The organism is Bradyrhizobium sp. LLZ17 (genome assembly GCF_041200145.1).
Classification (GTDB): Bacteria; Pseudomonadota; Alphaproteobacteria; order Rhizobiales; family Xanthobacteraceae; genus Bradyrhizobium.
In genome coordinates this window covers 755,299-777,136 of record NZ_CP165734.1, presented here as the reverse complement: position 1 = coordinate 777,136, position 21,838 = coordinate 755,299, and the positions used below count along the sequence as shown (strand labels likewise).

Genomic DNA, 21,838 nt, shown 5'->3' with positions numbered 1-21,838 from the left:
CGATCGCCGCTTGTTAAGATTAGGCGGTCGCGCCCAACCACCTCGAGTACTGATGTCAGCAGGCCCCTTGATCGCCCGCACGGTCCCCACCCTGCGACGCGCCCTCGACAATCTCCGCAAGCGAAACGCCACGGTCGCGCTGGTGCCGACCATGGGGGCGCTTCATGACGGCCATGTGTCGCTGGTTCGCCTCGCCAAGCGGCGCGCCGGCCGCGTCGTGGTCTCGATCTTCGTGAATCCGACCCAGTTCGCGCCGACCGAGGATTTCGGCGCCTACCCGCGAACCTGGAAGGCCGATATCGCCAGGCTCGCAGCCGAAGACGTCGACATCGTCTGGCACCCAGGCGTGAAAGCGATGTATCCGGAGGGCTTTGCGACCCGTATCGTGCCGGAGGGACCGGCGCTCGCCGGCCTCGAGGACCGCTTTCGGCCGCACTTCTTCGGCGGCGTCGCCACCGTCGTCGGCAAGCTGTTCACGCAATGCCGGCCGGACGTGGCCATCTTCGGCGAGAAGGACTTTCAGCAATTGCGGGTGGTGGCGCAGATGGCGCGCGACCTCGACCTCGGCGTCAAGGTCATCGGCTCGCGCACGGTGCGCGAGCGCGACGGGCTCGCGATGTCCTCGCGCAACGTCTATCTCTCAGCCGACGAGCGGCAGACGGCGACCATGCTCTTCCGCGCCATGAAGGAGAGCGCCGGGCGCATCCGGGCCGGTGAACCGATCGCGCCCGCGATGGCGCGCGGCGCCGAGATGATCAAGGCGGCCGGTTTTGCGCTCGACTATTTCGAGCTGCGCCATGCCGAGATGCTGGTGCCGGTCACCTCGAGCGGGGACGGACCGTTGCGGATCCTGGTCGCCGCCAAGCTCGGCACGACGCGGCTGATCGACAATATCGCGGTCTAGAGCAATCCGAGATCGCGCAGCTCGCGCCGCATCGGCTCCGGCATCGCGGCGATGGTGCCGGCAGCCGACTTGCCGAGATCGGCCGGCACGGAATCGTCGGCGAGATAGCGCCAGCCCTGGAACGGGCGCATCGGCCGCGGCGACACCGAGATCACCTTGGGCTGCATCACGATCCTGCAGCGCCCGATCCCGTCCTTGTCGCGGAACGGCTCGATGCCGATGATCTTTTCGCGGGCGGCGACCTCACCCTTGATGACCCAATAGAGCGAGCCACCCGCGAGGATCTCGGCGTCACGCTTGGGCACCATGCGGGTGATGTGGATGTGATGTTGCGGCAGGCCCTTTTTCTTGGCCGTCTGCATCCGTTCGGCGATCCACCCCTTCAATTCCTTGACGGAGTCGCAGCCGACGGCAAGCTTGATCAGATGAAGTGGCATGCCCCAGCATTAACGGGCCGGCCGCGGGTTTTCAAAGCCGATCTACTGGTTATCCGCAGCCGCGGGAGCCGGTGCGGCGGCCGGTGGCGCCAGCGGAACCGGAGCGCTGGCACGCGCGGCCCTCGGCGCCGGCGGCTTCTTCGCGGCAGGAGCTGAAGCTGCGGCCGCTGCGCGCGGCGCCGGGGCAGCAGCAGCATTTGCGGCGGGCGCCGGGCGCGTCGCCGGCTCCGGATTCATGATGCTCACCGGTGGCGTCGACGAGGCGCTCGGGAACTCAGCATTGGTCGGCTTGCCCGTCGGCATCGTCTGCGGCAGCGCCGCGAGCGCGGCCGCGGCCGGCATCGCCGGTCCCGTGGCGGGCGTGTTCCAGGCCGGCGCGTAGCGCGCGACCAGCATGTCGTAGAGATGGGCGTCCATGTTGGCGGCGACCTGTTGCTGATCCCTCAGCGAGCGGAAGGTGGCGCAATCGAACTGGGTGCAGCCGTCGCGCGCGACCAGCACCTGCGCGACGAAGCCGTAGCGGTCCCGCTCCAGCGACTTGCGCAGCACCTTCATGTCCGGCGTCAGGTTCTTGTCCGCGGAGGCGGCATCGCCGAGCGCGGTCAGCCGATCGATTCGGGCCGCGGTGTAGGAGACGGCGGCAGCCGCAGCATCGGGCGAGCCGAACAACGCCTTCTCGCACCCGGCGAGTACGGCATCACCGGCGAGATCGTCGAGGCAGGACAGCGCCGGCAAGTTCGCCGCTGCCACCGCCTGGGCGCGGACTTCGCTGGGCGTGGTCGGCCCAGTCGGTCCATAGACGCGCATAGTGGCGGCCACCGCGATGCCGATCGCGAGCAGCGTGATGACGGTCAGCGCGCCGTTGGCGACCGACTTCTCGGCACGCACCAGCGTGATCAGGAGAATCAGTCCGAAGAAGCCGGCAGCCGCCAGCGTCATCCACATCGGAAAGGCCGGCGAGCGCCAGATTTCGTCGAGCGAAGTGGTCCATGCCCAGTTCATGCGCGACGTCCCCTCACGCGAGCAAAGAGCGAATGGTCAAAGCGAGCACCGCGAGTCGGCAACTGCCCCCGGTCCACCTTGTCGAGGCGAAGCGGGCCTTTTGACGGCGAGCGGAGCAAATTGGTCCGCGACGTCAATGCATCGTGCCGTCCACGCTTCAGGAGAGTGCGAGCTGGCTTTCCTTGGCGACCCGTTCGAACGCCTCGGTCGAACTCTTGATCCGGTACTGGCAGTCGTCGCCATCGGTCGGCAGCAGGCGGATGATCTCATACGCTCCGCTGGCAGCCGGGCGCGCAACATTGCTGGCCGTGAACAAGACGTGCGTTCCAACGGGGAATTTGTGCTTCAACACCCTCTCCATCACTCAAACAGCGCCTGCCTCGCACATGGTCCCACTGCGGCGGCCGGCCGAAAGCCCGGCCGTCATATAGCACGCATGCGGCGTTTTTGGCCAGCCTCATGCGAGCATGGCAAACGGGCCAATTTTGAAGTCCTATCAGGGTGATAACGAGAACAACGGCCTGCCGTTTAATACCGCTGGAACCGGGCTCAGGCGGTATGGGGCAGATGGCCCTCCGGGCTTGCCTGGTCCACCGCCTTGGGCAGCTCCTGGGCCAGAATCTGGCTCAGTTGATCGACCGGGATGTTGTAGCGGGCGGCGAGCTGCCGGACGGTGTCATTGCCGAGCACGGCGCGGAGCTGGTCGGCCGAGATCGGTATGTTCTGGCCATTGCCAAGCCAGGATTTGACCTGGTCGCCCAAGCCCGCCTGCTGAAGCTTTGCGACGATGGCGCTGAGGCCACCCTGGTTATTGCTGCCGAGCACTTCGCTCAGCACGGCCGGCAAGACCGCGGCGCCGAGCTGGCCGAGCGCGCTGCGCAATGCTGGATTGTTTTCCAGCGAGTCCAGAATTCCCATGGCCGTGCCCTCTCCCAAGCCGTCATTCCCTCTGATTGAGCGCCGCGAGACGGCATGCCGTCAAGCTGGGCTCAATCACAATCATGCTCACACGGTCTCGAACTTTTCGATGACAAGCGTTTCGGCGAGCCCGTCGCGAGTCCATTCCTGGAAGGCCGGGAGCGCCATCATGGTGTCCATATAGGTCTTGGCCTCGGGCCCAACCTCGATCGCGAAGGTGCGGAAGCGGTGCACGACCGGCGCATACATCGCATCCGCCGCGCCGAAGCGGCCGAACAGGAACGGCCCGTTGGCGCCATAGCGCGTCCGGCATTCGCGCCAGATCTCCTGCACCCGCGCGATGTTGGCCAGCGCATCCGCCGACAGCGCCACCGGACGGACGGGGCGGTGCAGGTTCATGCCGCATTCGCTGCGCAGGGCTACGAAGCCCGAATGCATCTCCGCGCACACGGAACGGGCATGGGCGCGCGCCGCCACATCATCCGGCCACAGCTTCTTGTCCGGATAGCGCTCGGCGATGTATTCGATGATGCTGAGCGAATCCCACACCGTGATGTCGCCGTCGACCAGCACCGGCACCTTGCCGGCGCGGCTGAAGGAGAGGATCTTGGCCTTGTCCGCGGGATCGTCGGTGTAGAGCGGAATCACGGTCTCATCGAACGGGATGTCGTTGGCGCGCAACGCAAGCCACGGCCGCATCGACCAGGACGAGTAGTTCTTGTTGCCGATCGCAAGCTTTAGCGCTGCCATATCACCAATCCTTCCCGAGTCTCGCGGATGCGGCTGCTTTTAGCGCCATCGCCTGCCGCCAATCAATCGTTGCCGCAACTCACCATGCATGGCAATCGTGGCGATCCTCGCCCAGGAGAGCGACATGAGCAGGCATTGGGTCGACATCACCGCGGTCGGTTTCTTCATCATCGAATGGACCGCCTATGCCCTGACGCTGGAGCACTCGGCCTATGGCCGCGACAGCCTGTCGGCCCGCATGAACCGCTATCGCGAGGTCTGGGTGCGCCGGCTGCTCGACCGCGACACCCGCATGGTCGACATGCAGATCATGGCCTCGCTCCAGAACGGCACCGCGTTTTTCGCCTCCACCAGCCTGTTCGCGCTCGGCGGCGCGCTGGCGCTGCTGCATGCGACCAACGACGCCATCACCATCCTGGGCAAGCTGCCGATCGATCTCAGCCCCTCGCCGGCGCTGTGGGAATTGAAATGCGTCGGTCTGGTGCTGATTTGCGTCTACGCCTTCTTCAAATTCGCCTGGGCCTATCGGCTGTTCAACTATGTCGCGATCCTGTTCGGCGGCATGCCGCCGGCCTCGCAGCGCGATACGCCGCAGGCCGAAGCCCACGTCATCCGCACCACCCGCGTGTTCGAATCCGCCGGCCGTCACTTCAACCGCGGCCAGCGCGCCTTCTTCTTCGCACTCGGCTATCTCGGCTGGTTCGTCAGCCCGTGGCTGCTGTTCGTGACCACAGCAGCGGTGGTGATCGTGACCTGGCGCCGGCAGTTCGCGTCGAGCGCGTGGGAGGCCATGGCGCCGGAGGTGGTGGGAGATGGCGAGGAGATGCGAAAGCGCGCTCATTGATCTCAACTCTCTCCACGTCGTCATTGCGAGCGCAGCGAAGCAATCCAGAATCCCTCCGCGGAAAGACTCTGGATTGCTTCGCTGCGCTCGCAATGACGGAGTATGAGGACGGCTTCGTCCTCCAAATACCACTGTCATTCCCCGCGAAGGCGGGGAATCAAGTACGCCGCGGCTTCTCGGCTCAACCGCAGCCGTCTCTGGAATACTGGATCGCCCGGTCAAGCCGGGCGATGACAGCGATTGTATGGTTGCAGACATGCCTTCGCGTCCTCGCGGCTCATTTCGCCCGAGCATTGCTTCGTCGCTCCACCCTCTCAAGCCAAGAGGGCGCAGGGAAGGCCGGGTGCTGACCTCATACCCGCGGTCCGCTGCGCGAAGATGTAGCGCAAAAGAACCGCACAGCAGCATACAGGTGGCGCCAATCACTCGGCCTTCCCTGCGCGATGGTTGGACGGCTTATGCCGTGCTCTCCCGGGAGCCGAGTTCCTTCTGGCCTCCCTCGTCCCGCGAATTGGATGATGCAGTCCGCCCGGTTGGGCTCGCTCGCACCTTCGCGAAGACTTGACCGTAGCAACGACGGCCAGGACCACACGGTTTTGCCGTACGCGCGGCTCGCTTGTTCGCCACATGATCTCCCGGCGTTGTCGACGTTGCCGAAAGCATGCTGGCGAGACGAACCTGACAGCGCCGCTCGTCCGCACGCGGCCGCGGACTCACAGGGACTACCCGCCCTGCCTGCACCTCTCATGCCGACGCTGCCGCGTCCACCGCAAGCCCGGCTCGCAATCAAGACGACAACGAGATCGCCCCTCAAGGATGAGCCGGGATGGGCGACACATACGCCATTTCCGAATTTCGGTAAAGTGGAATATTTTGAAGTGAGCCGATTGACCAAGCGGTTGGGCGTTTTGCCCGACGATCAACCCAAGCTGTTGTAGCCCGAACGGACCGCATGGAGGCGCTACCCGCCGAAATCCTGCGGCGTGAACGGCAAATCCAACACCTTCCATTCCTCATATTTGTCCACCGGCAGCATCTTGTACGGCTGGCAGGCCTGAAGCGCGCTCATCGCGGACTTGACGACGGCAACGCCCTTGGCGGATGGCGGCGCTTCGATCAGGATCGGCGGGCGCGCCAGGGTGCCGTCGGTGGTGAGCACCGCGCGCAGCTTGATGCGCACATTGTCGGTTACTGCGACGCCGGCCGGAAGCTTTGCACAACTCCTGAGATGCCGGCGAAGCTCGGCGATCACCTCCGGGGCAAGTTTCGTAGCGGTGGTATCCTTGGCATCGCCGCCGTCGTCCTTTGGTTCGGCCGGCAGTTCCGGGGGCAAGCCCAGCAGGACGCCGTATTTGATGGTGACATCAGGCTCCGGCGGCTGATAGGCCGGCGGGCCCGGCTGCGGCATTGCGGGAGGCTGCGAGGCCGGCTGAGGCTGTGGCGGAGACTGTTGCGCAGGCAACTGCGATTGCGCTGGCGGTTGTTGCGGTTGCTGGGCCTGTGGTTGCGGCGGTTGCGTTTGAGGCTGAGCGTTGGCCTCGCGCTGCTTCGGCGCGGATTGTGGCTGCGACGGCTTCTGCGGCTTGACCGAGGGTTGCGCCGCCGCCTCAGCCTTGTCCTTCTCGGTGAAATCGAGCTTCGGCAGCTTCAGGTCGGGGAGCGTCTCCAGCGCCTTCTCCTTCGCCTTCTCCTCGGCCTTGGCCTCCTCCTGCTTGACCTGCTCCGGCGTGACGACGTCGACCGTAACAGCCTCGGGCGGCGCCGGATGAAACGGACGGACCTCGCTGACCAGGATGACCAGAGCCACCAGCGTCAGATGCGCGATCGCCGACGCTGCAATATCCGTCCGTATGATCTTCCGCGTTTCCATCGCCCGATCTTGGGTTGCCGGCTGGTCGTAGCATAACCCAACCGGCCCTCAATCCCATTTCGGCGCAAAGCCGAAATCAGTCAGGCGGCCCTTCGGATTGGCCAGCGATGCGATCCGGGCCATCTCGTCCTCCGCCAGCTCGAAATCGAAGATCTCGATGTTTTCCGATAGGCGCTCGACGCGCGAAGTTCTGGGAATCGCGGAAACATTCTGTTGCACGAGCCAGCGCAAACAGATTTGCGCCGGCGTCTTGCGATGGGCGCGCCCGATCTCGGCGAGTGTCTGGTCAGCCTTGATGCGGCCCTTGGCGATCGGGCTGTAGGCGACCAGCGCCAGGCCGTGCTGGTCGCAGGCCGCCCTCACTTTCGCCTGGTCGAGATAGGGATGATATTCGACCTGGTTGCAGACGAGCGGCTCCGGCGACAGTGCAACCGCCTGCTCGATCAGCGCCACCGTGAAGTTGGAGACGCCGATGTGGTGCGTCAGGCCCATACGCTTGGCATGCGACAGCGCGCCCAGCGTCTCCGCCAGCGGCACGTGCGAATTGGGCCAGTGCAACAGCGCGAGATCCACGGAAGGAAGCCGCAAGCGAACCAGGCTCTCCTTGAGCGATCGCTCGAGATCATGCGGCGCGAAATGGTTGGTCCAGACTTTTGTGGTGACGAAAACGTCTTCGCGACGCACGCCGGAGGCGCGCAAGCCGTCGCCGACCTCGCGCTCATTGTCATAGACCTGCGCGGTGTCGATGTGGCGGTAACCGAGCCGCAGCGCCTGCTCGACAACGCGCGCGCAGGTCCGGTCGCTCAACTCCCAGGTCCCCAGCCCGATCGCCGGGATGCTTGCACCGTTGGCCTCGACGAACAGCATGAGGAAGCCTCCCAGTTGCGGTCGCCCCCGATGCATTATGGACCCGGCCCGCGATGCTGCCAACCAATGCCGCGGCAGCGGGAATGGATATTCTGGGCAATGCCAACGCGAGGTTCGCGTCAGGCTTTCTCGTCAGGCCTTCTCGTCATACCTTCTCGTCATGCCTTGGCGAGCGCCTGGAAAACCATATCGGGCGCATGCGCGATGACCGCGAGCAGCGCCCTCGCCGGACCGCGCGGGGCGCGCTTGCCTTGTTCCCAGTTGCGGATGGTCTCGACGGGCACGCCGAGCTTTGCGGCGAACTCCATCTGGGTGAGGCAGGCCCGGCGGCGCAGGTCGCGCACCCTAAGCGAGCCAGCGTCAGCCGGCGCCGCGTTGGTCGCAGGCTGGATTGGAAACGGCTGAACAGGAAACTCCTGCCCGTCCCGCAACTCGACGATCCGTCCGTCCGCCTTCAGCCGCACACGCATGCTCATTCCCCCAAGCAGGCGGGATGATGCGGCAGCACGCTTAAGTTCGGATTAAAGGTGGCGAGGTTGGTCTCGCGCTCCGGACCCAGCGCAGCGCGCCCGGGACACGATGGGGGGGCGCCGGCCGCACCCCGTCATTGCGAGGAGCTCTTGCGACGAAGCAATCCAGACTGCCGCCGCGGAGAGATTCTGGATTGCTTCGCTTCGCCGCTTCGCTCGCAATGACGAGGAGAGAGCATGTGCCTCAAACCACCGCCTACTTCAGCCCGAACCAGAGTGTTGCGATGCCCAGGAAAGAGAAGAAGCCGACGACGTCGGTCACGGTCGTCACGAACGTACCGGAGGCGACCGCCGGATCGGCCCGCACCCGGTCGAGCGCCATCGGGATCAGGATGCCGCCGAGCGCGCCCGCAACAAGATTGCAGATGATCGCGAGCCCGATGACGATCCCAAGGCCCGGGATCCTGAACCAGACCACCGCGGCAATGCCGGTGATCACGGCAAAGGCCAGGCCGTTGACGATGCCGACAAGGGCCTCGCGCAACACCACGCGCCAGGCGTTGAACGAGCCGAGCTCGCGGGTAGCGAGCGCGCGCACCGCGACGGTCATGGTCTGGGTCGCGGCGTTGCCGCCCTGGCTCGCGACGATCGGCGCCAGCACGGCGAGCGCCACCATCTTTTTCGAGCTGGCCCTCGAACAGGCCGAGCACCGAGGACGCCAGGAACGCCGTTGCCAGATTGACCAGCAGCCAGTTGAACCGCGCGCGTGCAATGGTGAAGACGGTGTCGGAGAGTTCTTCGTCGCTGTTGACGCCGCCGAGCGCCTTGAGGTCTTCGTCCGCCTCTTCCTCGATGACGTCAACGACGTCGTCGACGGTGATCACGCCGACGAGGCGATCCTGGGTGTCGAGCACGGGTGCGGCGACGAGGTTGTATTTGCCGAACATGCGCGCCACCTCCTCCTGGTCCTCCAGGACGGAGACGCGGCGGCGATCCTCATCGGTCAGCTCCGTGAGCGACACCGGCCGGCGGGCGCGCAGCAGCGCGTCGAGCGAGACAGCGCCCAGCCAGTGTTGGTCCTTGTCGACGACGTAGATCTCGTAGAAGCGCTCGGGCAGATCGGGCGTGTCACGCATGTAGTCGATCGCCTGGCCCACCGTGAAGTCCTGCGGCACCGCGATGAACTCGGTCTGCATGCGCCGGCCGGCGGAGTTTTCCGGATACAGCAGGCTGCGTTCGAGCGCGACGCGCTCCTGCAACGGCAGCTTCTCGAGGATCTCCTCCTGATCGGCCTGGTCGAGGGTTTCCAGCAGTTCGACCGCGTCATCGGATTCCAGCTCGCGGACGCCTTCGGCGACCGTCTCCGGCGGCAACTCCTCGAGAATCTCCTCGCGGACGCCCTCGTCGAGCTCGTTCAATGCCGAGAAGTCGAAGTCGCGCCCGGTCAGTTCGACCAGGCGGACGCGGTCGTCAGGCTCCAGGGCCCCGATCAGGTCGCCGAGATCGGCCTCGTGCAGCTCGGCGACGCAGGCTCGCAATGCAGCACTGTCGCCGGCCTCGATCGCGTGCGCGATCTCCTCGACGAATTCGTGACGAATTTCGCCGTCTTCATTGCGCATCGGAACGTGGTCGAGTACCGAAGCCTCGGCGGATGCGGCACCGTCCATATGTTCATCCATGGCGCGCCTCGCCGTTGACAGGTTGGAACGAGTGGGCTGAGCTGATGGTTCAGGCAATACCCACAAGGCGGCTGCGAGCGCAATGACAAAGATACTTGGACTGAGCTGCACCTCGATGTCGGTGGCCGTAGCGCTCGCCGCGCTCGTCGGCACCGCCTCGGCCGCCGACTGCCCGCGCAAGGACACGCTCGGCACCTCGCGGGTGCTGAGCGTCGATGCCAGGACCACGCCGCGCGTGGGGCTGAAGAGCTTTCCGCAGACCCTGCCGCTCGCCGACCACGAGGTCGTGCTGACCTTCGACGACGGTCCAAATCCGCCGACCACCTCGAAGGTGCTGGCGGCGCTCGCGCAGGAATGCGTGCGCGCGACCTTCTTCCTGGTCGGGCTGCCCGCCTCTGAGCATCCCGACATGGTCAAGCGCATCGCCCGCGAGGGCCACACGATCGGCCACCACACCTGGTCGCATGCGTACATGGCGCGGATCCCGTTCGACAAGGCGACGTCCGAGATCGACCGCGGCATCGCTGCCGACGAGATGGCGCTGAACGGGGCCGCGACGACGACGCCTTCGACGCCGTTTTTCCGCTTCCCCTATTTCGAACAGACGCAGGCCGAGCTCGACCTGCTCCAGTCGCGCGGCATCGCCGTGTTCGGCGCCGATCTCTGGGCCAGCGACTGGGAAGAGATGACGCCGGACGAGGAACTGAAGCTCATCACCGAGCGCCTGGCCGCGGCCGGCAAGGGCATCATCCTGTTCCACGATCCCAAGGCGCGCACTGCGGCCATGATGCCGGCCTTCCTGCGGTATTTGCGCGAGAACGGCTACCACGTCGTTCACATCATACCGGCAGGCGCGGCGCAGAAGAATGCCGACGCGCATTGATGCCGGAATGTCACGCCGGTGCAAAATGGGGTGATTTGAGCCCTATTAACACTCCGTTCATGCTACGCCGTGCAATGATCAAGGGGTCCTGCGCCTGAACCGTTCTTCGGCGCCTCCGACCTATGATGGCGACAGTCGCATATGAGGGTAGACCGGATTCATGATCGGCAGTAGCGGTGCTCTCCAGACGCGATCATGGACCGTCCTGCTTCTGGGATTGCTGACCACGGGCTCGCCGGCGGCGCTTGCGGCCGATTGTCCGGGTCATCCGGGCGCGCTCGGCACGTCCCGTACCATCGTTGTCGATCCGCGCGAGCATCCGCGCATCGGCACCATGCAGTACCGCGAGACGCTGCCGCTGAAGGACCACGAAGTGGTCCTGACCTTCGACGACGGGCCGCTGCCGAAATATTCCAACCAGGTGCTCAAGATCCTGGCTGACGAGTGCATCAAGGCGACCTTCTTCACCATCGGCGCGCAGGCCAAGGCCAACCCCGAGGGTGTGCGCAAGCTGGTCGCAGCCGGCCACACCGTCGCCACGCACAGCATGACCCATCCGCTGACGTTCGACAGAATGCCGATCGAGAAGGCCGAGGCCGAGATCAATGGCGGCATCGAGTGGACGTCGGCCGCGATGACCGATCCGTCGCAGCTTGCGCCGTTTTTCCGGATTCCCGGACTGATGCGCGCCGAACGCGTCGAGGAGTATCTGATCTCGCGCGGCATCCAGGTGTGGAGCGCGGATTTCCCGGCGGACGACTGGCGCCACGTGTCGCCTGACCGCGTCTACCAGCTCGCGATCCAGCGGCTGGAGGCCAAGGGCAAGGGCATTCTGCTGCTGCACGACATCCAGCCCCGCACGGTCGCGGCGCTGCCAAAGATCATCCGCGAGCTGAAGGCGCGCGGCTATCGCATCGTGCATGTGGTGCCCGCCACCGCAGACCGGCCGGCGACGCCGACCGCGCCGGTGGAATGGCTGCTGCATCCGCCGACGGAGACGACGCCGATCGCGCGCTGGCCGGCGGTGCCGAATTTCGTGTTCATGCAGACCCGGACGCTTCCGGCGCCCGCCGTTGCTGATCTCAACGTGCAAGCGGTGCACCAGGCCCTACTGCCGCGCAGGACCATGGCGCAGGCGGATGTCGCGGCCACCCTGCCCGTGCCCGGCCGCGATCTCTTCGCGATCCCGGAAGGATCGATCGAGGTGCTGCTGTCGACGACATTGTCGCGGCGCGCCGCGACGCGGCTCGCCATGGCGGCCGAGACGCCTCATGCCGGCAAAGGCAAGGCAGCCAGGATGCAGGCGCGGCGGACGGCGCGCGCTGCGCATGCCGCGCCGAAACACGTAAGCCAGGCCAACGGCGCTACGCCGCCGCCGACGCGGGTCGCCAGCCTGAAGAAGCGGGCGCAGTAGCGTTGCTTACTGCCGCATAATGTTGGCGACGCAGAGCAGCACGATCAGCGCCAGGAAGAACAGGTCCATATAGGACTTGATCTCGCCGTCGCGTCGCAGTCGCGCGACGTCGGTGACGACCTGCTTGCGCGCGTTCGTCCCGCCGCTCCCGTCATTGATCGGGCCCTGGAGGCGCCGCGTCTCGGCCTCGAGCTTCTCGATCTTCTGGAAGAAATAGAACGAGCGCAGCGTCGAGGCCCCGCGCATGGCGCTGTAGACCAGCACCAGGATCGCGAGCATCGCCCTGTTCGGATACTTCTCCATGAAGTTCAGGCTGAAATACACCATCGCCATGAACGCGAAGTTGGTCAGGAAGCGGTAGATGATGCTTAGAAAGGCCATGCTGGCTCCAGCCGAGAGAAGGCGCGCAACCGGGCAGTTGTTGCGATTTCAGGGGGGTGTCGGCCTGCAGGCTGGAACGGCCAGCCCGAATGCCATGCAGCGGATCTACGCTAACTTCGTTGCGGCAAGAATAAGATCACCCCTGTGCCGGACGCCTTTTAGCCACACTCGGCCATCCTGCAAGCAACCAGGGCGGGCCACCTTTTACATACGCGCGCGCAACGGGCTCGATGGAGATTCGGCAAAAGCCGCGATAGAGTGTCGCCGCAACTCGCATACGGGGTCTGCCGATGCCGAAAAAGGGAATCACGGGCCACGACGATTGGGTTCTGACCGAGGCGCTGGCGACCGCTTTGGTGGCGCTGGAGCAGCTCAAGCCGAAGCATCAGCCGAGCACCCATATGGACGACATCCGGAAGATGCTCTCAAGCGGCAAGGAACCGGCGGCGGTGACCCTGCATCTTGCCCAGGCCAAATGCCGGCTGTTTCCGGAGACAGATCCGCTGGAGATCTACAAGGAATACGGGATCGGCGAGGAATATGGCTGACAGGCCCGGGCCGAGCCAGTTCTCGTCAGATCAGGATTTTTGGGATGTGGTGCGCTCGGAGGGGACTCGAACCCCCACGATTTTACTCACTGCCACCTCAAGGCAGCGCGTCTACCAATTCCGCCACGAGCGCTTTGGGGATACCGGCTTAAGGCTTGAGGCCTGCCGGATCAATGGCGCCGATCTAACAAATCCATCAGAGGGGTACAAGCCTGCAAAGGCCCCGAATTCCACAAGCTTGGGAAGAAAGTTCCTTCCGCCATCCGGCCTTGACCTGGCGCCCGGCCCGCTACCGCGTGCCCCGGCCGCTTACCGCGTGCCGGTCGTGCGTGGCAGCATCTGCTTGACCTCGACTGCGATGCGGTTGCGGTCGACCAGCACGACGCCGGACGCGACCGGCAGGTTGTTGGCCAAAACCTTGACCTCGTCGGCCTCGGTTGCGTCCAGCTCGATGATGGCACCGCGGGAAAGACGTAATACTTGATGGATCGGCATGGTGGTCGTCCCGAGGACGACCATGAGATCCACGGTGACTTTATCGAGAGTAGGCACTGTCAGCACCACCGCAACTTGGGACTTGAGACTGGACTTGAGACTATGGACTCGGCATTTGCGCCTGCAATCATCACCTGGCTATGGTTAGCCAATGGTTAACTCGCCCCAGAACCCTCGCCAGGACCTCGATCTAGCGCCGTTTTCCGCCGCCACGGGCGAACCCGTGGAGTGGCGGATTTCGGACGCGCCCGTGCCCTATCCGGAGGCTGTGGCCGTGATGGAGGCCCGAGTGGCGGCGATCGCCGCAGGCGAGGCTCCGGAGCTGGTCTGGCTGCTCGAACACCCCCCGCTCTATACCTCCGGCACCTCGGGCAAGGCTTCCGACCTGCTCGACCCCCGATTCCCGACCTTTGCGACCGGTCGCGGTGGGCAGCTCACCTATCACGGGCCCGGCCAGCGCGTGGCCTATGTCATGCTCGACCTCAAGCGGCGCCGGCCGGACGTGCGGGCCTATGTCGCGAGCCTGGAGGAACTGATCCTGCGCACGCTCGCGGCGTTCAACGTTCGCGGCGAACGGCGCGAGGATCGGGTCGGTGTCTGGGTCAAGCGGCCCGACAAGGGGACGGAGCACGAGGACAAGATCGCCGCGATCGGCGTCCGGCTGAAACGCTGGGTGTCATTCCACGGTATCGCCATCAATATCGAGCCGGAGCTGGAGCACTTCGACGGCATCGTGCCCTGCGGCGTCGCCGATCCTCGCTACGGCGTCACCTCGCTGGTCGATCTCGGCCAGCTCGTGACCATGGCCGATGTCGACATCGCGCTCCGGCAAGCCTTTGAAGAGCTGTTCGGCCCGACCAGAGCGCTGGTGCCGGAAGCCGCCGCCTAGCGCGTTCTCGTTGGACACGCACCGATGCCCGTTCTCCGTTGAGGCGGAATCAGCTACGCTTGAATCGGTGTCGCCCACGCCTCCCCCTCCGCCGGGAAAGTACATGTCATGCCGGGCGAGTTGATCATCGGACCGACTGTTCGAGCGCCAGGCATAAGGAGGGATTGCGTTTCAGCTCGCAATGGGAGGTTTCTACGATGAGATTGTCCGCACCGATCTATCATCTCAAGCGCAAGGCCAAGCGCCTGTCCCGCGGAGAAGGCATTCCGCTGCACGATGCGCTCGACCGCATTGCCGTGAGCGAAGGGTTTTCGGCCTGGAGCATGCTCGCGGCGAAAGCCGCCGCAGTGACGCCGGCCAACCGACTGTTCCCCCACGTCCAGCCGGGTGACCTGGTGCTGGTCGGGGCGCGTCCCGGCCAAGGCAAGACCCTGATGAGCCTCGAACTTGCCGTCGAGGCCATGAGGTCGGGACGTCGAGCCGCGTTCTTCTCGCTCGAATATACCGAGCGCGATGTGCTGGACCGTATCCGCGCGATCGGCGTGGACCCGGCGCAATTCGCTGACATGTTCGAGGTCGATTGTTCCGACGCGATCAGCGCCGATTACGTCGTCAAGCAGATGGCCGCGGCGCTCCCCGGCACGGTCGTGGTGATCGACTATCTGCAACTGCTCGACCAGCGGCGGGAAAACCCCGATCTGACCGTCCAGGTGCGCGCGCTGAAATCCTTCGCACGCGACAAGGGCCTGATCGTCGTCTTCATCTCCCAGATCGACCGGTCCTATGATCCCTCCGTCAAGCCCTGCCCCGATCTCAGCGATGTCAGGCTGCCGAACCCGCTCGATTTGAAGCTGTTCGACAAGACCTGCTTCCTGAACGATGCCGAGGTTCAGTTCCGCGCAGCGAGCTGAATATCTCCCTTGCAAGCGGTAATGGCCGCGGGTGAGATCGCTCACCCGCGGCTTGCGGCTTCACGTCTTCTCCGGCGAGAGCTCGAGCTTGCCGGCGATATAGCGCCGCTCCTGAGTCAGGCCGCCGAAACCGTAGGCATCCCCTTGACCTCGTCGACATGCAGGTAGGTCTCGGGATGCAGCGGGCCCAGGATCCCGGCCATGCGCTTGAACATCGCCGCGAGATAGGCCGCCTTCTCGTCCTTGGTGTTGGTGCCTTCGCTGATATGGATGTCGATCCAATAGCTCGCGAGCCTCTCCTCTGCGAGCGACTTGCCGCCGGCGAACCAGTCGCTCGCCGCGACCGCTTTCACGATGACGGCCGTCACCTTGGGATCCTTGTGGAGTATCTCGGCGGTGAGTTCGGACACGGCGTTCGCGATGTCGGCCTTCAGCGAGGGCGATTGCCGCGAGGTGGTGTAGGACACGGTGATCAGGGGCATGGTCGTTCTCCTCAAATGTCGCGCGGCTTGCGCGGCGTTGATGAGAAGCTAGACCTCCGCCAATCATTTTGGTATCTTATGATTGTTGATATCAATGATAAGTATTCGTAATGGCAGCCACCCTCGACATCGCCACCGTCCACGCTTTCCTGCTGGTCGCCGACCTCCAGAGCTTTACGCGTGCCGCCGAAGTGCTCGGCACGACCCAGGCGGCCATCAGCCTGAAACTGCAACGGTTGGAGACGCTGCTGGGCAAGCGCCTCGTCGAACGGTCGCCACGCGCACTCCGGCTCACCGCGGATGGCGCCGCGTTCCTCGATCGTGCCCGCGCCTTGATGCAGGCGCATGACCGCGCGCTGTCGGGCGAGGCGTCTGCCGTGCAATCGCTCTCGCTCGGCATCTCCGATCACGCCGCCGGCCCGGAGCTGGTACCGCTGCTCGAGCGGCTGCACGCGATGTCCTCGCAGCTTACCCTAGCCGTCACCATCGGCTTCTCGCGCGAGATGCAGGATGCCTATGACGCAGGACGGCTCGATGCAGTGGTCGTCCGCCAGGAAGGCAGCCGCCGTGGCGGCGAGAAGCTGACCGAGGACGAGTTCGGCTGGTTCGCGGCGAGGCGCTTCACGCTGCCGAAGGGAGAGCCGCTGCCGCTCGCAACGCTCGCCCCTCCCTGCGGCGTCCGCGCCATCGCCGTGCGCGCGCTCGACAAAGCCGGGGTCGCCTGGCGCGAGCGCTTTGTCGGCGGCGGCGTCACCGCGGTGGTTGCGGCCACGCTTGCCGGCCTTGCGATCGCACCGCTGGCGCGGCGGATCGCGCCTCCCGGGTTGATCGATATCGGGCCCGCCCACAAGCTGCCAAAACTCGGCAGCTCGAAGGTGATGCTGCATTCGAAGGTCAGCGATCCCGCCAAGGTAGCCGCGCTACGCGCGATCGCGGCGACGTTTCGGAGCCTTGCGGCGACATAGGCAATCAGCCGGATCGGATCGTCGCGCTCGATACAGGACATACCCATTCAAGCAGGCGGAGCGCCGTTAAAGCCTGCATACGGGTCAGCAGAATCTGCCTAAAATTGTCCCAGCAGCGGGAACATATCGGCCCGTGCTGCGTTTGCTTCCGTTCAGGCGGGGTTCCGGAATGTTCAAAAAGGCCAGTCAGCAGAGAGACTTGTTCGAAAGCGAGCGCAGTTTTCGGCTGTTGGTTGAAGGGGTTGCCGACTACGCACTGTATATGCTGGACCCATCGGGGATCATCACGAGCTGGAATATCGGCGGCGAGCGCATCAAGGGTTATTCGCCCGACGAGATCCTCGGCCAGCACTTTTCGCGCTTCTACACCGAGGTCGACCGGGCGAACGGCAAGCCGGCCCGGGCGCTCGGCATTGCGCGCGACAAGGGACGCTATGAGGAGGAAGGCTGGCGCGTCCGCAAGGACGGCAGCTTCTTCTGGGCGAGTGTCGTCATCGACCCAATCCGCGAAGACGGTCAGCTCATCGGTTTTGCCAAGATCACACGCGACATCACAGAACGGCGCGATGCGCAGCTGAAACTTGAGGCGATGCAGAAGCAGCTCGCCGAGTCTCAGAAGTTCGACGCACTCGGCCAGCTCACCGGCGGGGTTGCCCACGACTTCAACAATCTCCTGATGATCATCAGCGGCAGCCTTCACATGCTGAAGAAGGGCGCGGCCGACGATCCCAAGCTTCATCGAGCGATCTCCGCAATCGAGACCGCGACCAAGCGCGGCGCGGCGCTGACGAGCCAGCTCCTTACCTTCGCACGCCGACAGAGCGTCAATCCGCAGCCGATCGATTTTGCCGAACGCATCGCCGCGATCCGCGAGGTGCTCGATGCCGGCGTCGGCAGCTCCGTCCGCCTCGCCTTCGACATCGACCGCGAGGTCTGGGCGATCAGGACCGACGCCTCCGAGCTCGAGACGGCGCTGCTCAATCTGGTCATCAACGCCCGCGATGCAATGCCCGAGGGCGGCACCGTCACGATCAGCGCCCGCAACCTCGTGCTGGACGAGACGCTGTTGAGGGGCGAGTTCGTCGCGATCGGCGTGGCCGACACTGGGCTCGGCATTCCCTCCGACGTCGTCGACAAGATCTTCGAACCGTTCTTCACCACCAAGCCGATCGGCAAGGGCACGGGTCTCGGTCTCTCTCAGGTGCACGGCTTCGCCCACCAGGCCGGCGGCACCGTGAAGGTCGCAAGCGAGCTCGGCAAGGGCACCACCTTCACCATCCTGTTGCCGCGCGGAACGGACGCGCCGGTGCGGGAAACGGCAGAGGTGCCGTCGTTCCGCGGCAGCGGCACGGTGCTGCTGGTCGAAGATAATCCCGATGTCGCCGTCGTCAGTGTCGGCCTGCTGGAGCAGCTCGGCTACCGCGTCCGCCGTGTCCCCGACGCCGAAGCCGCGCTGCGCGAACTCGAGCACAACGGCGTCGACTTCGTGTTCTCGGACATCGTGATGCCCGGCAAGATGGATGGCCTCAGTCTCGCTCACCATCTGCGCCAGGTTCATCCCGGCCTGCCGATCCTGCTCGCCACCGGCTACAGCGAAGCCGCCGCCGATGTCCGCGGCGATTTTCCGATCCTCCGCAAGCCGTATGAAATCCACGAATTGAGCGAAGCGATCGCCAAGCTGCCGCGGTAACGCGAGCCTCCCTCAAACCGTCGGCAGCACCGAGAACGCTTCCCCTGCCCTGCGCAAGTTCAACTCGTCCACACCGGCCGTCTCGCTGGTGACATTGTCGACGCGCGAGGACGGCGGGCCGTGGCGGCACAGGGCGACCATCTCGGCGACATGCTTTGGCGCGCCAGCGAACAGCGCTTCGACGCTGCCGTCGCGGCGGTTGCGGACCCAGCCTTCGAGCCCGCAGCTGACCGCCTGGGATTCGAGCCAGGCCCGATAACCGACGCCCTGGACGCGGCCGCGGATCACGACCTGCAGGATCGCCCGGCTCATTTCTTCAGCCCGAGGACATCGGCGCTGCGCGCCTTGACGTCGGCCTCGCGCATGACGCGGCTGGTCAGTTCGGCAGACGCCAATCCCTTGAGCGCTTTCGGCGACGTGCCTTCGCGCAACGCCTTCAGCGTGTCGTAAACGGCCTGCGTTGCGGCGGCGATCGGCGCGTGGCCCTGGAGCGCGATGCGGACGCGCCGGGCGGCGAGATAGTCGAGCACGTTCAATTCCTCCGGCGCGCCGCCAAGCACGACCGGCAGACGCGTCGCCGCCGCAATCGCATCGAGCTCGGCGCGTGACTTGATCCCGGTGAAGAACAAGGCATCGACTCCGGCGGCTTCATAGGCCTGCGCGCGACAAATGGCGTCGTCGAGCGAGGTGATCGACGCCGCGCCGGTACGGCCCATGATGACAAGCGAGGGATCGCTGCGGCCATCGAGCGCGGCCTTCATCTTGCCGACACCTTCTTCCAGCGAGATCAACTGCGCCTTCGTCTCCCCGAAGGCCGCCGGCAACAGCGTGTCCTCGATGGTGAGGCCGGCCGCGCCCGCCGTCTCCAGCTCCTGCACGGTGCGGCGGACGTTGAGCGCATTGCCATAGCCGTGGTCGGCATCGACCAGCACCGGAAGTGTTGCGGCGCGCGACATCCGCCGCATCTGCTCGGCGAGTTCGGTCAGCGTGATCAGCGCGACGTCGGCATCACCGAGCACGGCGAGCGAGGCAGCCGAGCCGCCGAACATGCCGAGCGGGAAACCGAGATCCTCGGCGATGCGGATCGAGATGGCGTCGTAGACGGAGCCGGGATGGATGCAGGCCGAACCCGACAAGATCGAACGCAGTGTTTCGCGGCGGGAACGGAAGGCCATGGTGCTGTCTCGGTTAGTGCAACGCCGTCGCAACATACTCCGTCAATGACGAAGTTGGTGGGGCCCGGGCGAGAGCCCCACTCACACCTTACGCAAACTCCAATATCAACGCATCCACCGCGAGCGTGGCGCCGGGGCTGGCGTGGATCTTCTTCACGGTGCCGTCCTGCTCGGAGCGGAGCACGTTCTGCATCTTCATGGCTTCGACCACCGCGAGCGTCTCGCCGGCCTTGACCTCCTGCCCTTCGGTCACAGCGATCGAGACCACGAGCCCGGGCATCGGACAGAGCAGCTTCTTGCCGGTATCGGCGGCCGTCATCACCGGCATCAGCCGTGCCGATGCAGCTTCCGCTTCGGTCCAGACATAGACCGGCACCTCGACACCCTGATGCGCAAGGCGGAGGCCGTTCGCGATCGGACGCGCCTGCACCGCCACGACCTGGCCGTCGATCGTGCCCTGCCAGACCGGATCGCCCGGCTTCCAAGGCGACTGCAACAGATGCGCCTGGCCGGCCTTGCCGTCGGCATCGACGAAGCGCACGGCGATCGCCTCGCCCTCGCGCGCAACTTCGAGCAAAATCTCCTGGCGGTCGAGCCAGACCGCGCGCCGGCGCTCGCGCTGCACGATGCGGCCGCCCATCTGGCCGGAGATCTGGCGCTTGCGCTCGCCGAGCACGTGATCGATCGCGGCGCCGACCGCCGCAATGCGACGTGCGACCTCGCCTTCGGGCACGCGCACCGCAAAGCCCTTGGGAAATTCTTCCGCGATGAACCCGGTCGAGAGGTTGCCCTCGCGCCAGCGCGGATGGTGCATCAAGGCCGACAGGAATGGGATGTTGTGGCGGATGCCGTCGACATAGAAGGAGTCCAGCGCTGTCGCCTGCGCCTCGATCGCGGCGGCACGCGAGGGCGCATGCGTGACCAGCTTGGCGATCATTGGATCGTAATGGATCGATATCTCGCCACCCTCCTGCACGCCGGTGTCGTTGCGCACGGTGATGCCGTCTTTGCTCACTTCCGCCGGCGGTCGGTATTTCACCAGGCGCCCGATCGAGGGCAGGAAGTTGCGGAAGGGATCTTCGGCGTAAAGGCGCGATTCCACGGCCCAGCCCTTGAGCGAGACGTCCTTCTGCGCAATCGCGAGCTTCTCGCCGGCGGCCACACGGATCATCTGCTCGACGAGATCGACGCCGGTGACGAGCTCGGTCACGGGATGCTCGACCTGGAGGCGCGTGTTCATCTCCAGGAAGAAGAAGCTCTTGTCCTGGCCGGCGACGAATTCGACGGTGCCGGCGGAATCGTAATTCACCGCCTTGGCGAGCGCGACCGCCTGCTCGCCCATCTTGCGCCGGGTGGCCTCATCGAGCAGGGGCGACGGCGCCTCCTCGATGACCTTTTGGTTGCGGCGCTGGATCGAGCATTCACGCTCGCCGAGATAGATGACGTTGCCGTGCTTGTCGCCCAGCACCTGGATCTCGATGTGGCGGGGATCGACGATGAACTTCTCGACGAAAACGCGGTCGTCGCCGAATGAGGCCTTGGCCTCGGCCTTGGCGAGATTAAAGCCCTCGGCGACCTCGGCCCTCGAATGCGCAATACGCATGCCCTTGCCGCCGCCGCCGGCGGAGGCCTTGATCATCACGGGATAGCCGATCTCATCCGAAATGCGGACCGCGTGCTTGTCGTCCTCGATGACGCCGAGATAGCCGGGCACGGTCGAGACTTTGGCCTTGGCGGCGGCCTTCTTGGATTCGATCTTGTCGCCCATCGCGGCGATTGCGCCCGGGTTGGGGCCGATGAAGACAATGCCCGCGGCCTCCAGCGCGCGCGGAAACGCCTCACGCTCGGACAGGAAGCCGTAGCCGGGATGCACGGCTTGCGCGCCGGTCTTGCGGCAGGCCTCCACGATCTTCTCGATCACCAGGTAGCTCTCGGCCGCTGATGGCGGCCCGATCAGCACGGCCTCGTCGGCCATCTCGACATGGAGGGCGTCGCGGTCGGCCTCGGAATAGACCGCAACCGTCTCAATTCCCATGCGGCGCGCGGTCTTGATGACCCGGCAGGCGATTTCGCCGCGATTGGCGATCAGGATGCGTTTGAACATGCTTTTCTTGAGTCTCGACCTTGGGCGGGACCCTTCCCCGGCCGTTGGGGCCTATCGGGACGGGCCGTGTGGCTCCCGTGGTACATCAAAATTGGGCGGAGGCAACGGTCAAAATCCGCAGGCCCCTGGCGTACCAGACGGGACCGAACCCGGCCCCACG

Annotated in this window: 22 protein-coding genes, 1 tRNA gene and 2 pseudogenes; 9 read left to right on the top strand and 16 right to left on the bottom strand. The window is 65.2% G+C overall.

Annotated features, from left to right (window positions below; translation table 11 throughout):
- Window positions 1–52: 52 nt before the first annotated feature.
- The gene (panC, locus tag AB8Z38_RS03890; protein WP_369723213.1) at window positions 53–904 is read left to right on the top strand and encodes a pantoate--beta-alanine ligase; all 852 of its coding nucleotides are present in this window, start codon (window positions 53–55) and stop codon (window positions 902–904) included.
- Here the strand turns inward: panC and AB8Z38_RS03885 are convergent.
- The 5 genes from AB8Z38_RS03885 to AB8Z38_RS03865 form a co-directional block, all read right to left on the bottom strand.
- Entirely contained in the window at window positions 901–1,341 is a 441-nt protein-coding gene (locus AB8Z38_RS03885; RefSeq protein ID WP_369723212.1) for a DUF1489 family protein, read from the bottom strand. The genes panC and AB8Z38_RS03885 overlap by 4 nt on opposite strands.
- Before the next feature lie 42 nt (window positions 1,342–1,383).
- Window positions 1,384–2,343 (bottom strand): hypothetical protein, encoded by a 960-nt coding sequence (locus tag AB8Z38_RS03880; protein ID WP_369723211.1) that lies wholly within the window; start codon window positions 2,341–2,343, stop codon window positions 1,384–1,386.
- Between the two features lie 157 nt (window positions 2,344–2,500).
- Complete coding sequence (locus tag AB8Z38_RS03875; RefSeq protein ID WP_369723210.1) at window positions 2,501–2,704, bottom strand: hypothetical protein; 204 nt, start codon at window positions 2,702–2,704, stop codon at window positions 2,501–2,503.
- A 188-nt stretch (window positions 2,705–2,892) separates the two neighbouring features.
- The gene (locus AB8Z38_RS03870) at window positions 2,893–3,261 is read right to left on the bottom strand and encodes a YidB family protein (protein ID WP_369723209.1); all 369 of its coding nucleotides are present in this window, start codon (window positions 3,259–3,261) and stop codon (window positions 2,893–2,895) included.
- An 87-nt stretch (window positions 3,262–3,348) separates the two neighbouring features.
- Complete coding sequence (locus AB8Z38_RS03865) at window positions 3,349–4,011, bottom strand: glutathione S-transferase family protein (RefSeq protein WP_369723208.1); 663 nt, start codon at window positions 4,009–4,011, stop codon at window positions 3,349–3,351.
- A 124-nt stretch (window positions 4,012–4,135) separates the two neighbouring features.
- Here AB8Z38_RS03865 and AB8Z38_RS03860 point away from each other — a divergent pair, with 124 nt between their 5' ends.
- Window positions 4,136–4,855, top strand: a complete 720-nt coding sequence (locus AB8Z38_RS03860) for a DUF599 domain-containing protein (RefSeq protein ID WP_369723207.1) — start codon at window positions 4,136–4,138, stop codon at window positions 4,853–4,855.
- A gap of 961 nt (window positions 4,856–5,816) precedes the next feature.
- Here the strand turns inward: AB8Z38_RS03860 and AB8Z38_RS03855 are convergent.
- From AB8Z38_RS03855 to mgtE, 4 genes and pseudogenes are all read right to left on the bottom strand, one after another.
- The gene (locus AB8Z38_RS03855; protein ID WP_369723206.1) at window positions 5,817–6,725 is read right to left on the bottom strand and encodes a hypothetical protein; all 909 of its coding nucleotides are present in this window, start codon (window positions 6,723–6,725) and stop codon (window positions 5,817–5,819) included.
- A 48-nt stretch (window positions 6,726–6,773) separates the two neighbouring features.
- Entirely contained in the window at window positions 6,774–7,592 is an 819-nt protein-coding gene (locus AB8Z38_RS03850) for an aldo/keto reductase (RefSeq protein WP_369723205.1), read from the bottom strand.
- Between the two features lie 158 nt (window positions 7,593–7,750).
- Window positions 7,751–8,068: a helix-turn-helix domain-containing protein gene (locus tag AB8Z38_RS03845; RefSeq protein WP_369723204.1), complete on the bottom strand. Its 318-nt coding sequence runs from the start codon at window positions 8,066–8,068 to the stop codon at window positions 7,751–7,753.
- Between the two features lie 250 nt (window positions 8,069–8,318).
- Window positions 8,319–9,741 (bottom strand): annotated as a pseudogene (gene mgtE, locus AB8Z38_RS03840) (magnesium transporter).
- 82 nt (window positions 9,742–9,823) lie between these two features.
- Between mgtE and AB8Z38_RS03835 the strand changes: the two are divergent.
- Window positions 9,824–10,624, top strand: coding sequence for a polysaccharide deacetylase family protein (locus tag AB8Z38_RS03835; RefSeq protein ID WP_369723203.1), 801 nt, complete (start codon window positions 9,824–9,826; stop codon window positions 10,622–10,624).
- Between the two features lie 160 nt (window positions 10,625–10,784).
- Complete coding sequence (locus AB8Z38_RS03830) at window positions 10,785–12,038, top strand: polysaccharide deacetylase family protein (protein ID WP_369723202.1); 1,254 nt, start codon at window positions 10,785–10,787, stop codon at window positions 12,036–12,038.
- A 6-nt stretch (window positions 12,039–12,044) separates the two neighbouring features.
- Here the strand turns inward: AB8Z38_RS03830 and AB8Z38_RS03825 are convergent, their stop codons facing one another.
- The gene (locus AB8Z38_RS03825; RefSeq protein ID WP_369723201.1) at window positions 12,045–12,419 is read right to left on the bottom strand and encodes a hypothetical protein; all 375 of its coding nucleotides are present in this window, start codon (window positions 12,417–12,419) and stop codon (window positions 12,045–12,047) included.
- A 290-nt stretch (window positions 12,420–12,709) separates the two neighbouring features.
- On the opposite strand from AB8Z38_RS03825, the gene AB8Z38_RS03820 reads away from it, so the two are divergent.
- Entirely contained in the window at window positions 12,710–12,967 is a 258-nt protein-coding gene (locus tag AB8Z38_RS03820; protein ID WP_369723200.1) for a hypothetical protein, read from the top strand.
- Between the two features lie 47 nt (window positions 12,968–13,014).
- Here the strand turns inward: AB8Z38_RS03820 and AB8Z38_RS03815 are convergent.
- Together AB8Z38_RS03815 and AB8Z38_RS03810 are read right to left on the bottom strand one after the other, a co-directional pair.
- A tRNA-Leu gene (locus AB8Z38_RS03815) sits at window positions 13,015–13,100 on the bottom strand.
- A 176-nt stretch (window positions 13,101–13,276) separates the two neighbouring features.
- Window positions 13,277–13,519: a FliM/FliN family flagellar motor switch protein gene (locus tag AB8Z38_RS03810; RefSeq protein ID WP_015685538.1), complete on the bottom strand. Its 243-nt coding sequence runs from the start codon at window positions 13,517–13,519 to the stop codon at window positions 13,277–13,279.
- 94 nt (window positions 13,520–13,613) lie between these two features.
- Here AB8Z38_RS03810 and lipB point away from each other — a divergent pair, with 94 nt between their 5' ends.
- Both lipB and AB8Z38_RS03800 read left to right on the top strand, forming a co-directional pair.
- The gene (lipB, locus tag AB8Z38_RS03805) at window positions 13,614–14,351 is read left to right on the top strand and encodes a lipoyl(octanoyl) transferase LipB (protein ID WP_369723199.1); all 738 of its coding nucleotides are present in this window, start codon (window positions 13,614–13,616) and stop codon (window positions 14,349–14,351) included.
- Window positions 14,352–14,548: 197 nt separating this feature from the next.
- The gene (locus AB8Z38_RS03800) at window positions 14,549–15,262 is read left to right on the top strand and encodes a DNA helicase (protein ID WP_369723198.1); all 714 of its coding nucleotides are present in this window, start codon (window positions 14,549–14,551) and stop codon (window positions 15,260–15,262) included.
- Between the two features lie 60 nt (window positions 15,263–15,322).
- Here the strand turns inward: AB8Z38_RS03800 and AB8Z38_RS03795 are convergent.
- Window positions 15,323–15,744 (bottom strand): annotated as a pseudogene (locus AB8Z38_RS03795) (4-oxalocrotonate tautomerase family protein).
- Between the two features lie 110 nt (window positions 15,745–15,854).
- Here AB8Z38_RS03795 and AB8Z38_RS03790 point away from each other — a divergent pair.
- A complete protein-coding gene (locus AB8Z38_RS03790; protein WP_369723197.1) occupies window positions 15,855–16,709 on the top strand; it encodes a LysR substrate-binding domain-containing protein in 855 nt (284 codons plus the stop codon).
- 169 nt (window positions 16,710–16,878) lie between these two features.
- Window positions 16,879–18,399, top strand: a complete 1,521-nt coding sequence (locus tag AB8Z38_RS03785; RefSeq protein WP_369723196.1) for an ATP-binding protein — start codon at window positions 16,879–16,881, stop codon at window positions 18,397–18,399.
- 12 nt (window positions 18,400–18,411) lie between these two features.
- Here AB8Z38_RS03785 and AB8Z38_RS03780 read toward each other — a convergent pair whose 3' ends face one another.
- The 3 genes from AB8Z38_RS03780 to AB8Z38_RS03770 all read right to left on the bottom strand — a co-directional run bounded on the left by AB8Z38_RS03780 (window position 18,412) and on the right by AB8Z38_RS03770 (window position 21,678).
- Entirely contained in the window at window positions 18,412–18,711 is a 300-nt protein-coding gene (locus tag AB8Z38_RS03780) for an acylphosphatase (protein WP_369723195.1), read from the bottom strand.
- On the bottom strand, window positions 18,708–19,574 hold the full coding sequence (locus tag AB8Z38_RS03775) for an oxaloacetate decarboxylase (protein ID WP_369723194.1): 867 nt from the start codon (window positions 19,572–19,574) through the stop codon (window positions 18,708–18,710). Before AB8Z38_RS03775 ends, AB8Z38_RS03780 begins: the two co-directional genes overlap by 4 nt.
- 88 nt (window positions 19,575–19,662) lie before the next feature.
- On the bottom strand, window positions 19,663–21,678 hold the full coding sequence (locus AB8Z38_RS03770; protein WP_369723193.1) for an acetyl-CoA carboxylase biotin carboxylase subunit: 2,016 nt from the start codon (window positions 21,676–21,678) through the stop codon (window positions 19,663–19,665).
- Window positions 21,679–21,838: the final 160 nt, after the last annotated feature.

Coding starts and splice junctions, on each gene's coding strand:
- panC (WP_369723213.1), top strand. CDS start 53: ATGTCAGCAGGCCCCTTGATCGCCCGCACGGTCCCCACCCTGCGACGC.
- AB8Z38_RS03885 (WP_369723212.1), bottom strand. CDS start 1,341: ATGCCACTTCATCTGATCAAGCTTGCCGTCGGCTGCGACTCCGTCAAG.
- AB8Z38_RS03780 (WP_369723195.1), bottom strand. CDS start 18,711: ATGAGCCGGGCGATCCTGCAGGTCGTGATCCGCGGCCGCGTCCAGGGC.
- AB8Z38_RS03800 (WP_369723198.1), top strand. CDS start 14,549: ATGAGATTGTCCGCACCGATCTATCATCTCAAGCGCAAGGCCAAGCGC.
- lipB (WP_369723199.1), top strand. CDS start 13,614: ATGGTTAACTCGCCCCAGAACCCTCGCCAGGACCTCGATCTAGCGCCG.
- AB8Z38_RS03860 (WP_369723207.1), top strand. CDS start 4,136: ATGAGCAGGCATTGGGTCGACATCACCGCGGTCGGTTTCTTCATCATC.
- AB8Z38_RS03870 (WP_369723209.1), bottom strand. CDS start 3,261: ATGGGAATTCTGGACTCGCTGGAAAACAATCCAGCATTGCGCAGCGCG.
- AB8Z38_RS03880 (WP_369723211.1), bottom strand. CDS start 2,343: ATGAACTGGGCATGGACCACTTCGCTCGACGAAATCTGGCGCTCGCCG.
- AB8Z38_RS03790 (WP_369723197.1), top strand. CDS start 15,855: ATGGCAGCCACCCTCGACATCGCCACCGTCCACGCTTTCCTGCTGGTC.
- AB8Z38_RS03835 (WP_369723203.1), top strand. CDS start 9,824: ATGACAAAGATACTTGGACTGAGCTGCACCTCGATGTCGGTGGCCGTA.
- AB8Z38_RS03825 (WP_369723201.1), bottom strand. CDS start 12,419: ATGGCCTTTCTAAGCATCATCTACCGCTTCCTGACCAACTTCGCGTTC.
- AB8Z38_RS03830 (WP_369723202.1), top strand. CDS start 10,785: ATGATCGGCAGTAGCGGTGCTCTCCAGACGCGATCATGGACCGTCCTG.
- AB8Z38_RS03785 (WP_369723196.1), top strand. CDS start 16,879: ATGTTCAAAAAGGCCAGTCAGCAGAGAGACTTGTTCGAAAGCGAGCGC.
- AB8Z38_RS03770 (WP_369723193.1), bottom strand. CDS start 21,678: ATGTTCAAACGCATCCTGATCGCCAATCGCGGCGAAATCGCCTGCCGG.
- AB8Z38_RS03775 (WP_369723194.1), bottom strand. CDS start 19,574: ATGGCCTTCCGTTCCCGCCGCGAAACACTGCGTTCGATCTTGTCGGGT.
- AB8Z38_RS03855 (WP_369723206.1), bottom strand. CDS start 6,725: ATGGAAACGCGGAAGATCATACGGACGGATATTGCAGCGTCGGCGATC.
- AB8Z38_RS03820 (WP_369723200.1), top strand. CDS start 12,710: ATGCCGAAAAAGGGAATCACGGGCCACGACGATTGGGTTCTGACCGAG.
- AB8Z38_RS03865 (WP_369723208.1), bottom strand. CDS start 4,011: ATGGCAGCGCTAAAGCTTGCGATCGGCAACAAGAACTACTCGTCCTGG.
- AB8Z38_RS03845 (WP_369723204.1), bottom strand. CDS start 8,068: ATGAGCATGCGTGTGCGGCTGAAGGCGGACGGACGGATCGTCGAGTTG.
- AB8Z38_RS03850 (WP_369723205.1), bottom strand. CDS start 7,592: ATGCTGTTCGTCGAGGCCAACGGTGCAAGCATCCCGGCGATCGGGCTG.
- AB8Z38_RS03875 (WP_369723210.1), bottom strand. CDS start 2,704: ATGGAGAGGGTGTTGAAGCACAAATTCCCCGTTGGAACGCACGTCTTG.